Annotated in this window: 6 protein-coding genes; all 6 read right to left on the reverse strand. The window is 62.0% G+C overall.

Features of this window, described 5'->3' with window-relative positions; translation table 11 throughout:
• Nucleotides 1–7: 7 nt before the first annotated feature.
• Nucleotides 8–1,288, reverse strand: a complete 1,281-nt coding sequence (gene glgC, locus J2R99_RS05765; protein WP_307153504.1) for a glucose-1-phosphate adenylyltransferase — start codon at nt 1,286–1,288, stop codon at nt 8–10.
• Between the two features lie 142 nt (nt 1,289–1,430).
• Complete coding sequence (gene malQ / locus J2R99_RS05770; protein ID WP_307153505.1) at nt 1,431–3,263, reverse strand: 4-alpha-glucanotransferase; 1,833 nt, start codon at nt 3,261–3,263, stop codon at nt 1,431–1,433.
• A gap of 57 nt (nt 3,264–3,320) precedes the next feature.
• The gene (glgX, locus tag J2R99_RS05775) at nt 3,321–5,396 is read right to left on the reverse strand and encodes a glycogen debranching protein GlgX (RefSeq protein WP_307153506.1); all 2,076 of its coding nucleotides are present in this window, start codon (nt 5,394–5,396) and stop codon (nt 3,321–3,323) included.
• A 36-nt stretch (nt 5,397–5,432) separates the two neighbouring features.
• The gene (gene glgB / locus J2R99_RS05780) at nt 5,433–7,652 is read right to left on the reverse strand and encodes a 1,4-alpha-glucan branching protein GlgB (RefSeq protein ID WP_307153507.1); all 2,220 of its coding nucleotides are present in this window, start codon (nt 7,650–7,652) and stop codon (nt 5,433–5,435) included.
• Nucleotides 7,649–10,924, reverse strand: a complete 3,276-nt coding sequence (gene treS / locus J2R99_RS05785; protein ID WP_307154157.1) for a maltose alpha-D-glucosyltransferase — start codon at nt 10,922–10,924, stop codon at nt 7,649–7,651. Before treS ends, glgB begins: the two co-directional genes overlap by 4 nt.
• Before the next feature lie 68 nt (nt 10,925–10,992).
• Nucleotides 10,993–12,999, reverse strand: coding sequence for an alpha-1,4-glucan--maltose-1-phosphate maltosyltransferase (locus tag J2R99_RS05790; RefSeq protein WP_307153508.1), 2,007 nt, complete (start codon nt 12,997–12,999; stop codon nt 10,993–10,995).
• Nucleotides 13,000–13,131: the final 132 nt, after the last annotated feature.

Raw genomic sequence — 13,131 nt, forward strand, 5'->3', positions numbered from 1 at the left:
GCAGCACTTACGACTGGAAATCGAGGCGATCGAGCATCCGCTGTGTGATCAGACATATGCCACTGTCGGTGCGGCGGAAGCGGCGCGCATCTTCTTCCGGATCCTCGCCGACGACGAGGCCGCGCGGAATCACCACACCGCGGTCGATGACGACATTGGTGAGCCGGGCATGCCGGTTGATCGTGGTATGCGGCAGCGCAACGGTTCGGCAAAGCTCGCTGTAGGAATGGGCGTGGACGCCGGTGAACAAGAGCGATTTGTCGATGCGCGCACCCGACAGGATGCAGCCGCCGGAAACCAGCGAGCTCACGGCCGAGCCGCGGCGGCCCTCCTCGTCGTGAACGAACTTCGCTGGCGGCGTGACCTCGCTGTAGGTCCAGATCGGCCAGTTGTGATCGTAAAGGTCGAGGCCGGGGACGAAATCGGTGAGATCGATATTGGCTTCCCAGAAGGCATCGATGGTGCCCACGTCACGCCAATAGGGCTCCGGCTCCGCCCCCGACATCACACAGGATTCGGCAAAGCGATGCGCCACCGCACCGCCTTCCTTGACGATCCGGGGAATGATGTCATGGCCGAAATCGTGGCTTGAGTCCGGATCGTCGGCGTCGCGCCGCAGATGTTCAAACAGCACCTTCGTATGGAAAACGTAGATGCCCATCGAAGCGAGCGCGAGGTCCGGATTGTCCGGCATGGCCGGGGGATCTGCCGGCTTTTCGACGAAATCGACTATGCGGTTGCTGGCGTCGACATGCATGACGCCGAAGCCCGTCGCTTCCATGCGCGGCACGGCGATGCACCCGACGGTGACCTCCGCCCCGCTGTCGACATGCTGAGCCAGCATGATCTCATAATCCATCTTGTAGACGTGATCGCCCGCAAGGATGATGATCAGTTCCGGCCCATAGTCTTCCACAATATCGATATTTTGCGTCACCGCATCGGCGGTTCCGACATACCATTTGTCTTCGGCCACACGCTGGGAGGCGGGCAAGAGATCGAACGTCTCGTTGCGCTCCGGGCGAAAGAAATTCCAACCCCGGTTGAGATGCCGGATTAGGCTGTGGGCCTTGTATTGTGTGGCAACCGCGATGCGCTTGATGCCGGAATTCAGCGCATTCGACAGCGCGAAGTCGATGATTCTGCTCTTGCCGCCGAAATAGACGGCCGGCTTCGCCCGATTGTCCGTCAGCTCCATCAGACGGCTGCCCCGGCCCCCCGCCAGGACAAAAGCCATCGTGCGCCGGGCCAAGCGGCCGCCCAGCGCATCCGGATCGATTCTGCTCATTGAAAATCTCCCCCGCCGAACCATCCCCCGCCGGCGCGCGAACATACCATGGGACGAACGCAAGCGAGGCTCAAGGGCGAGGTCGCGTTCTGCGTGAAGGTCTTAAGGCTGCACATCGAGTTCCCGCAAAGGCATCACCGCGTCACTGCTGCGGCCTTTCTTCGCGGAGAGCTTCGATCGTGCGCCGATAGAGCTCACTGCTGCGCAATTCGTCGAGATCGACAGGAAGGCGCCGGCGCCAATTCGGGTGTTCGTCCATCGTCCCCGGCACATTGAGCTGATCGCGTGCTCCAGCGAGATCGTCGAGGGAGACGGCAAAAAGCCGCGAAGGGCTTCGTGCGACAAGCGTCGAAATGCGCACGGCCGCCTCGCCGGCGGAGACTTCCGCATCGTCGGCGTCGATCTCGCCAAGCCCGTGTTCGGCAAGGAGGCGCCGCACCGCCCCGCGATCAGCCGCCCGCTGCTGCCTTTCGCTATCCGCCTGGTCTGGGCGCAAGAGATCGAGCCCCAGACGCACATCGATGTCGTGCCCGGTCCACCAGCCGAGAAGGCTCGGCGTATCGTGGGTCGTGACACAGGCAAGTGCGGCCGGCGGATATTCCTGCGGCCCGCGGAAACGGCTTTCCTCGCGTTCGAAGAGAAAGACCTTATAGGCGTGCAGCGCCGTGTCGCGCATCACTTCGCGGAAACCATCCGGCACCACGCCCAGATCTTCGCCGATCACCAGGCTCTCATAGGCCTGTGACACCTCGGCCAGCACGGCGAGCATCGCCGTCAGCGGATAGCGCATATAGGCGCCCTTCGCCGGGCCGAGTCCCTGCGGGATCCAGAACTGGCGGTAGAGGCCCATCGCATGGTCGATGCGGATCGCTCCGGCATGGCACATCAGGCTGTCGAGCAGGGCGCGGAACGGCTTAAGATCGTCTTCCAAGAGTCCCGCGGGCGATAGCGGCGCGAGGCCCCAATCCTGGCCATTGGCGTTGAAATAGTCGGGTGGTGCGCCGACGGTCATGCCATTCACGGTCGTGCGGGTGTCGGTCCAGGTGGCCGAACCGTCGGGGGCGACACCAACGGCGAGATCGAGGTAGAGGCCGATCCGCATCCCAGCGCGCCGCGCCCGCCGCTGTGCTTCGGCAAGCTGCGTATCGGCGGTGAACTGCAGCCACATCTGAAAGAGAACGGCATCGCTGTTTTCTTCCGCATAGCCACGAGAGGCAGCGCTTTCCGGGCTGTGGAAATCGTCACCCCAGATGTGCCAGCCGCCAGGCGTCGGTGACGCGAGCCCGCCGAGCGACAAGGCCTCAAACAAGGCGTGATCGTAAAGCGCCTGGCCGCCGCGCTCGCGAAACCGCGCGAAATCCTGATCGATCAGGATCCGCTCGCGCTCGCGGTTGAAAATCCGCCATAACGCCGCGAGCTTGTGCCGCGTCACGCCGGGATAATCGACGAGCGTTGCGGCACGCGCCTCATCGAGCCAGCCTTGCGGCGGCTGGTCTTCCTGCGAGAAACCGGGCACGTCGTCGACCGCGATATAAAGCGGGTTCAGAAAACGCCGGCTCGAGGGATAAAAGGGGCTCACCCGTTCCGGCAGGGCCAGGAACAGGGCGTGCAGCGGATTGACGCCCAAAAAGTCGGCACCATCGGCAGCGAGCATTTCCGCAAGCCGTGCCAGATCCTCAAAGTCGCCCATCCCCCAGTTGCGCGAGGTGCGCAGCCCATAAAGCTGGCACGCCACGCCCCAGCAGCGGCCTTCTTCAAGAAACCCGGGCACGAAACAGCGCGCATTCGGCGCCGCCAGGCCACCGAGAGCCGGCCGCAGGCTCTGCCTTTCGCCGGTCTCCGAGACGTCGACGCCAAGAGCAGTCAGGATCGCCGCCTTGGTTTCGTCGCCAGCGAAGACTTCTTCGCCTGACAATGCCCAATAGCGCGTCTCGATCCCGAGGGCGTCGGCCAGCCTGTCGAGAGTGTCACTCATTCCTTCGCCCTTTCGCCGAGGTCAGCCTCGGTCTCTTTGGTCAGCTTTCACGGAGGATCATCCCTCGAGAAGGATCATCGAACGCGCCGTCATGGTCACCTCCGAGTCAGGTGCAAATTCCGCGCCGCCGACTTCGCCATGAACGGTTTCAAGCCGCCTCTGCCACATCTCCACACCCTTCGCGGCCGGCAGCCGGAAACTCAAATCGTTCGGCGCCGCGTTTATGAGGATCAACACGCAGCTGGTGCCTTCGTCGCACAGCATCAGGCCGACGCATTTGCGTAAACCGTCCTGCCAATCCTCCGCAGCCATGAAGCCGCCTTCGGGCTTCAGCCATTGAACGTTGGGGATGTCGCGGCCAGGAACCTCCTCGCCGTGCAGGAAGCGGGTCTGGCGCAAAAGCGGATGGGCTTTGCGGAAGGCGATCGCGGACGCGGTGAAGTCCCGCAAGGCAAGATCACGTTCCGGCAGATCGGCCCATTTCATCCAGCTCGTCTCGTTGTCCTGGCAATAGGCGTTGTTGTTGCCGTTTTGCGTGCGCCCCTGCTCGTCTCCCATGACGATCATCGGCGTGCCCTGGGAGAGAAGAAGGGTCAGAAGAAAATTGCGCCGCTGCTGATCGCGCAGCTGCAGGATGTCCGGATCGTCCGTCGGACCTTCGACGCCGCAATTCCAGCTGCGGTTGTCGTCGTGACCGTCGCGGCTGTCCTCGCCATTCTCTTCGTTGTGTTTGTGATTGTAGGAGACGAGGTCGTTCAGCGTGAAACCGTCATGCGCGGTGATGAGATTGATGCTCGCCCACGGTTTGCGGCCACGATGTTCGAAGAGGTCGGCGAAGCCGAGAAGGCTGCGTGCGAGATCGGGCAGCAGCCCGTCATCGCCCTTCCAGAAGGACCGAACGACATCTCGGTAGGCGCCGTTCCATTCCGTCCAGCCGGGAGGAAAATTGCCGAGCTGATAGCCGCCCGGTCCGATATCCCAGGGCTCGGCAATCAGCTTGGTGCGCGACAGAACCGGATCCTGGCGGATGGCATCGAAGAAAGCCGCATCGTTGTGGAAGGTGTCGCGGTCGCGCCCAAGAGCCGTTGCGAGATCGAAACGGAAGCCGTCGACATGGCATTCCTCGACCCAATAGCGCAGCGAATCGGTGACCATCTGCAGAACGCGCGGATGGCGCAGATTGAGCGTATTGCCGGTGCCGGTCGTGTCGAAATAGTACCGCGGGTCGTCGCCGAGAATATAATAGCTCGCATTGTCGATGCCCCGGAACGACAAGGTGGGCCCGAGCCGGTTGCCTTCTGCGGTGTGGTTATAGACCACATCGAGGATTACCTCGATATTCGCCTCGTGCAGCTTGCGCACCATGGTCTTGAATTCATGGATGCCGGCCCCGGGCGAGATGAAGCGAGGCGCCGGGGCGAAGAAGGCCGCAGTATTATAGCCCCAATAGTTCGACAGGCCTTTGCGCACCAAAAATTCATCGTCGAAGAAGGCATGTACCGGCATCAGCTCGATCGCCGTAACGCCGAGCTTCACCAGGTGGTCGATGACATCCGGATCGGTCAGACCGCCGAAAGTGCCGCGCACCGGTCCCGGGATTTCCGGATGCAGCGCCGTCAGGCCGCCGACATGCGCCTCATAGATGATCGTATCCGACCACGGCGTCTTCGGCGCCACGTCGGGACCCCAGGTCACGGCCGGGTCGATGACCACGCATTTGGGCATCGAGCGCGCCGAATCGCGCCGGTCGAAGGAGAGGTCCCCCCGCGAAGACGACACGCGATAGCCGAAACAGGCCTCGTGCCAACGCAATTCGCCGTAGAGCGCCTTGGCGTAGGGATCGATCAGAAGCTTGTGTGGATTGAAACGATGGCCGGCCTTCGGCTCATACGGCCCGTAGACGCGATAGCCGTAAAGCTGGCCGGGACGCAGGTCCGGAAAATAGCCGTGCCAAACCTCATGCGTGTGTTCGGGCAGAGGGATACGTTCGAGCTCGCGTCGTCCTTGCCGGTCAAACAGGCACAGCTCGACCTTTTCGGCGTGTGCCGAAAAGAGGGCAAAATTGACGCCAGAGCCGTCCCAGGTCGCCCCCAATGGATGGGGCGTACCGGGCCTCACGCGAAGCCGCGACATGCATTGATCCTTCTAAAAAGAAAGCCGAAATAGGTTTCAGGGCTGGTATCTCAAGACGATCACGCCGAGTGGCGGCAGGGTGAGAGCGGCCGACGCCGGCTGACCATGCCATCCGACCTCCTCGGCCCGCACTTCGCCGTCATTGCCGACATTGGAGCCGCCATAGACGCCCGCATCGGTGTTGAGGCATTCCTGCCAACGCCCCTGGAAGGGCAGACCGACCCGATAGCCATGCCGTACGACCGGCGTGAAGTTGCAGATGACGGCAACGACATCCTCGCCGCGCTCGCCGCGCCGCAGATAGGAAAAGACGCTCTGATCGGCATCGGACGCGTCGATCCATTGGAAACCGGCCGGCTCGCAATCGCGCTGATGGAGTGCGGGCACATCGCGATAAAGATGGTTGAGGTCACGTACCAGCCGCTGCATGCCCGCATGGCCCTCGCCGCCGAGGAGATGCCAGTCGAGCGACTGATCGTGGTTCCATTCCCGCTCCTGGGCAAATTCGCAGCCCATGAAAATCAGTTTCTTGCCGGGATGCGTCCACATGAAGCCGAAATAGGCTCGGAGATTGGCGAAGCGCTGCCACTCGTCGCCCGGCATTTTACCGAGGAGCGAGCCCTTGCCATGCACCACTTCATCGTGGCTGATCGGCAGAACGAAATTCTCCGAGAACGCGTAGAGCAGGCCGAAGGTCATCTGGTGATGATGGTAACGGCGATGCACCGGGTCGTTGTGGATGTAGGCGAGCGTGTCGTGCATCCAGCCCATGTTCCACTTGTAGCCGAAGCCGAGGCCGCCCGTTTCGACAGGCCGCGACACGCCCGGCCAGGCCGTCGATTCCTCGGCAAAGGTCGTCGCGCCCTCGAAGCCGCCGAAGACGTTGGTGTTGGTGTCGCGCAGGAAGGAAATGGCTTCCAGGTTTTCGCGGCCGCCATGGACATTGGGAACCCAGTCGCCCGGCTCGCGGCTATAGTCGAGGTAGAGCATGGAGGCCACGGCATCGACGCGCAGCCCGTCGATGTGGAATTCGTCCATCCAGTAAAGGGCGTTCGCTTCCAGGAAGTTGCGCACCTCCCGCCGGCCGAAATTGTAGATGAGCGTGTTCCAGTCGCGGTGAAAGCCCTGGCGTGGATCGGCATGTTCATAAAGCGCGGTGCCGTCGAAACGGGCGAGACCGTGCTCATCCGTCGGGAAATGCGCCGGCACCCAGTCGATGATCAGGCCGATGCCTTCGGCGTGGCAACGCTCCACGAACCGGGCGAACGCCTCCGGCGAGCCAAAGCGCGAGGTCGGTGCATAGAGCCCGATCGGCTGATAGCCCCAAGAGCCGGAGAAGGGATGCTCGGAAATCGGCAAAAGCTCGATATGCGTGAAGCCCATATCCTTCACGTAGGGGATGAGCTGATCGGCAAGCTCATCGTAATCGAGGTAGGTGTTGCCGTCGCCGCGGCGCCATGAGCCGAGATGCACTTCGTAAATCGAGATCGGCTGAGTGCGATCGTTGCGCGCACGCCGCGTCTGCATCCATTGCTCGTCGTGCCATTGGCGATCGGGAAGCCCCGTCACCCGCGAGGCGGTCGAGGGGGGCTCTTCCTGAGAGAAGGCAAAGGGGTCGGACTTCAGCGGCAGAAGCCGTCCTTCAGGCGAGAGGATCTCGTACTTATAGTATTCGCCCGGCCCGATCCCCGGCAGGAAGATCTCCCAAACGCCGCTTTCGACGCGCTTGCGCATGACGTGGCGGCGGCCGTCCCATTCGTTGAAGCTGCCGACGACCGAGACGCGCTGCGCATTCGGCGCCCAGACGGCGAAGGTCGTACCCTGAACGCCGTCCATCGTGGCCGGATGCGCGCCGAGCTTCTCGTAGAGGCGGCGGTGGTTGCCCTCCGAGAGGAGGTGCAGATCGAGCTCTCCCAGGATCGGCGGAAAACGGTAGGGATCGTCGACGGTCCAGGATTGATCGCCCGCATAGAAGCGGATGCGATAGGCAAGGCTCAGATCTTTTCCTTCCAGCAGGGCCGCAAAGAAGCCCGCCTCGAGGCGCTCCATTTGGGCCAGAACCTCATCGCCCCCCATGCTGAGAATTTCCGCTCGCTCAGCGCCTGGGTGAAACGTGCGGATGCTCAAGCCGGCAGAGGCCCGGTGCGGGCCGAGAAGCGAAAACGGGTCGCCATGGCGCCCTTCGATCAGCGCAGCGATTGCCGAGCGGTCGATCTCCGGAAAGGAGATCAGAATCTCTTTGCGCCAGGTGTTCATAGCTTTGCCTCAGTGGTGATCAGGTTAAGAACGCCGCGCAGTGGAATGTCGATCCAGTCGGGACGATTGGCCGCCTCGTAGAGGATCTCGTAAAAGCCCTTTTGCAGAAGGAAGAGCCGCAGCAGACGCTCTGCCGCCGCCTCATCTTTCGGAAGCGTCGACACGCCCTCCATCCGGGCGAAGTAGCTCGCGCGGAAATCGGCGATGGCCTTGTCGCGCCATTGCTGGGCACGTTCACGGATCGCTTCGGGCACCTCCATATGCCGCGCCAGGAACTGGCGTTCGGCCGCAGCCGCGGCATAATCGAAGGAGCGCAGCATGCCGGCGACATCCCGCAAGGGTGATGACTTCGCGCGCCGTTCGGCAAGCGAGCGTTGCGGCTCGCCTTCGAAGTCGATGATGACGATATCGGCCTGGGAAACGAGAACCTGGCCAAGATGGTAATCGCCATGGATGCGCGATTTGCCACCGGCCGGCGGGCTTGAAGCCAAGGCTTCCAGCTCGCCCTGCAGTGCACCGCGACGCTCGGCGAGGTCAGCCGCCATCTCCCGCGTTTCGGCGGGCAGCGTCGCAGCCATCGCCTCAAGCCGCTCGATCGCCTGATCGGCAAGGCTCGCGACATCGACGGCCATCGCGCCCACATCTTCCTGCTCCAGGGGCTCCACTTTGAAGGCCGGAAGATCGGTGTCGGCGGCAAGTGCCACATGCATTTCGGCCGTGCGCAGACCCATGGTCATCGCGAGGTCGAGCGGATGCCCGAAAGGTATGGGAGCTGCGGCCGGAACCGATTCCGCTGCGGTCGCGGCGTTGAGCGCCGTTGCCTCCAGATCGCGGTCGAGCGCATCGACGAGAACGGCCCAGCCATCGCCCTGATTGCGCACAAAGGAGAAGACCGCGGCAAGCGCCGTCGGCTCGCCTTCGTTCGGACGGTATTCGACCGTTCCAAGAAGCTGCGGCGTGTTGTCGAAACCAGCCACATCGGTGAGGAAGCGCGCGACTTCCACCTCGGGCTGATCACCCTCACGCAACCGGCGATAGACTTTCAGGAGCGCACGGTCGCCGATGATGACGGAGACGTTCGACTGCTCGACGCCGAGTGGGCGGATGTCGGTTTCCTCCGCCGCCTCAGCGAGATCGGCCTGCCCGGCAAAGACAAGTTCGCCAGCCTTTGCGGCGACCGTGTCGCCGGCAGCCATCGCCTTCAACAGCGCTCTTGCAAAATCCTCGTCGAAGGCCGCGTCGACAAGAGCGCCGACACGCGGGCCCCGCCGGATCTTGGCCAGCGTGTACGAGAGTTTGGGCGCACCGAAATGCAGGTTCTCTTCACCCCAGAGCGCGGAGAGCGGCAGGAAGTAACGCTGCGTCTCCTCGTTGCGAAGCGTCACATCCACGGTCGCAATGGCCGTGCGCCCTTCCGCGACGCTCGTCAGAGGCGACAGCGAAACCCCGTCGATGGTGGCGCCCTTGCCGGCGAACCAGCGCTGTCGTTGCAGGAATTCCGGCAGCGCCTGGGCTTCCAGCTGACGGCCGTCGCGGCCGGAGAGCGCCGCGTCGAGATCGGCGCGCGTGGTGACGGTGATGAATTCGGGCATGACGTCGGGTGCGGGCGTGTGCCATTGCGGCACGTCCGTCTCCTCGGTGAGAAGAAACCAGAAGAAACCGTAACCGGGCAGCGTCAGCATGTAGGGCAATTCACCGATCGCCGGGAAAGCAGAATGGCCGGAAAGCTCTACCGGGACCCGGTGACGGAAACGCGACAGGTCGAGCTCGACGGCCTGGGCGGAGCGGGAAAGATTGGCGACGCAGAGAATGTCTTCGTCTTCGTAACTGCGGATATAGGCGAGGATCTTGCGGTTCCCCGGATAGAGAAAGGTCATCTCGCCGCGACCGAAGACATTGTGCTGTTTGCGCACGGTCACCATGCGCCGCATCCAATTCAGGAGCGATGACGGGTCGGATTGCTGCGCCTCGACATTGATCGCTTCATAGCCGTGGATCGGGTCCTGCACCGGCGGCAGATAGAGCTGCTGCGGATTGGCGCGCGAGAAGCCGCCATTGCGGTCTCCCGACCATTGCATGGGGGTGCGCACGCCGTCGCGATCGCCCAGGAAGTAATTGTCGCCCATGCCGATCTCGTCGCCGTAATAGAGCACCGGCGTGCCCGGCATCGACAACAAGAGCGCATTCATCAATTCGATCTTGCGGCGATCGTTCTGCATGAGCGGCGCCAGACGACGGCGAATGCCGAGATTGATGCGCGCCTTCTGATCGGAGGCATAGGTGCGCCACAGATAATCGCGCTCCGTGTCGGTCACCATTTCGAGCGTCAGCTCGTCGTGGTTGCGCAAGAAGATTGCCCATTGGCACGGATCTGGGATTTCGGGCGTCTGGCGGATGATATCGGTGATCGGATGGCGATCCTCCTGCGCCAGCGCCATGTACATGCGCGGCATCAAGGGGAAATGGAACGCCATGTGGCATTCGTCGCCCTCGCCGAAATAGGGCCGTGTATCCTCCGGCCATTGATTGGCTTCCGCGAGAAGCATGCGATCGGAATAATTCTCGTCGAGATCGCTGCGGATCTGTTTCAGGACGACATGCGTCTCCGGCAGGTTCTCGTTGTTGGTGCCGTCGCGCTCCACAAGATAGGGAATGGCGTCGAGCCTGAGCCCGTCGACCCCCATATCGAGCCAGAAGCGCATCACCGACAGCACTTCCTTCATCACCCGCGGATTGTCGAAGTTGAGATCCGGCTGATGGGAATAGAAGCGATGCCAGAAAAATCCTTCTGCGACGGGATCCCAGGTCCAGTTGGAGGTCTCCGTGTCGAGGAAAATGATGCGCGTGCCCTGGTATTTCTGATCGGTGTCGCTCCAGACGTAATAATTGCGCGCAGCCGATCCGGGCTTTGCATTGCGCGCCCGCTGGAACCAGGGATGCTGGTCGGAGGTGTGGTTGATGACGAGCTCGGTGATCACCCGGATGCCGCGCTGATGGGCCTCCGCCACGAAGCGGCGGAAATCGCGCATCGTGCCGTAAGACGGATTGATCGCGCGGTAGTCGGCGATGTCGTAGCCGTCGTCGCGCAGGGGCGAAGGATAGAACGGCAGAAGCCAGATCGCGGTGACGCCAAGGCTCTCGATGTAATCGAGACGGTCGAGAAGACCGCCGAAATCTCCAACGCCGTCCCCGTTCGAATCGAGAAACGCTTTGACGTGAAGCTGATAGACGATCGCGTCCTTATACCATTCGGTGTCGGAGCGATCGATCACTCCGTCGATGCGATGATGGGGGCGCTCGGAACGATTGGATTTTTGCATGTTCTCTGTCGGGGCCGCGTTCAAGTGAGCCGCTCTTGAGGTGAGATCAAACGCCAGGCCGCATAGGTGCGCTCGGACGGGTTGAGCCAGACGCGTTGCATCTTGCCCTGCCAGGTGAAACGCCGATCCACGACCAGGTCTTCGGCCATGATCGGAGCATCGTCAGGCAGTCCGAATTCCCAAAGCGGCACCTCGAATTGCGCGCCTTGCGCGTTCAACGGATCGAGATTGACGGCAAACAACAGGAAATCCGACAGATCGTCCGTATATTTGCCGTAGTAGAGAATGTTGTCGTTATAGGCGTTGTAGAACTTGAGATTGGTGAATTGCTGCAAGGCCGGGTGGGCCCGACGCCAGGCATTGAGCCGGCGCACATCGTCCTTGATATGGCCAGGCCTGTCCCAGTCCCAGGCACGGATCTCGTACTTTTCCGAATCCAGATATTCTTCCTTGCCAGGCATTGCCGCGGCCTCGCAAAGCTCATAGCCGGAGTAGATACCGTAATTGGTGGCAAGTGTCGCCGCCAGGAAGAGCCGCACCTGGAAGCCGGCGCGCCCACTGTTCTGCAGATAGAACGGATTGATGTCTGGCGTATTGGTGAAGAAATTCACCCGCATGAAATGGCGGCATTCCTCGGTGGTGAGCTCCGTCAGGTATTCCGTCAGCTCGGCCTTGTTGTTGCGCCAGGTGAAATAAGAATAGGATTGAGTGAAACCGACCTTGGCGAGACGCTTCATCATCTTCGGTCGCGTGAAAGCCTCCGCCAGGAAGATCGTGTCGGGGTGGCGGCGGCGCACCTCGGCGATCATCCACTCCCAGAACGGCAGAGGCTTGGTGTGCGGATTGTCGACGCGAAAAATTTTGACGCCGTGCTCGACCCAGAACAGCACCGTATCGCGTAATTCGTGCCAGAGCCCAGGGATGGCATCGCGGTAGAAATGGACGTTGACGATGTCCTCGTATTTCTTCGGCGGGTTCTCGGCGAACCTGATGGTGCCGTCGGGACGCCAATCAAACCATTCCGGATGCTCCTTGATCCAGGGATGGTCGGGCGAACACTGGATGGCGAAATCGAGCGCGATCTCCAGCCCGTGCTCCGCGGCCGCCTTCACCAGGCGGTGGAAATCCTCAAACGTACCGAGCTCGGGATGGATGGCCTTGTGACCGCCCTCCTCCGAGCCGATGGCATAAGGACTGCCGGGATCGTCGGCACGCGCCGTCAGCGAATTGTTGCGCCCCTTGCGGTTCGTCTTGCCGATCGGATGGATGGGCGGGAAATAAAGCACATCGAAGCCGAGATCGCGCACGTACGGAAGCTGCGCGATGACATCGTCGAAGGTGCCATGGCGGGCAGGATCCCCGGACTGGGAGCGCGGCATCAACTCGTACCAGCTTGAGAAGGCGGCGCGCTTGCGGTCGACGAAGAGATCGAGGAGCCGCAGGTAATACGAGAGGTTGCTTCGCGGTCCGCCGGCCGTCATCAGGCCAAGAAGGTCCTCGCCCATGAGGACGGAAAACTGCTGGGCCGGATCGGCAAGGCGGGCGATATCTTCGGTGACGCGCTGCAGCCTTGCCCGCCTCTCGGGATCGAGACGGTCGCTTTCAGACAGTGCCTTCTTCAGAATATGTAGCCCCTCCTTGAGTTCGGAGGTCACATCCTGACCGGCATTCTTCTTTTTTGAGACGTCGGAACGCCAGCTGCGAAAGAGATCGCGCCAGGCAATCACGGTATATTCGTAGGTCGTGTTCTCGACGGGTACGAAGGAGGCGCGCCAGCGATCGTTCTCATAGAGGCGCATCGGCGTTTCAGACCACGCCTTGTCACCCTTTCGCCGCGTCAAAAGCGCCGCGTCGATGAGATCGTGGCCGTCGGAAAAGATATCTGCCTCCACGACCACGACTTCCCCGACCGCGGCTTTGGCCGGAAAACGGCCACCATCGATCTCGGGCGTCACCGCCTCGATGGCGATGCGGTTGTCGGCGAGGGCGTGCAGCAGGCGATCGGCGGGTTTGAGAGCCTGTTCCATGATCCTGTCGGCTTGGACGTTTCCAATAGGGCGCCGCCAGCGAAGGCGCCGGCGATACACTTCGAGCTAGGTCAGGCCGGAGAGAGGTCCAGCCTGTTGCCTAGCCTAACGAGGTAATCGGACGAGGGTTGC

Source organism: Rhodopseudomonas julia (assembly GCF_030813515.1).
Classification (GTDB): domain Bacteria; phylum Pseudomonadota; class Alphaproteobacteria; order Rhizobiales; family Afifellaceae; genus Afifella; species Afifella julia.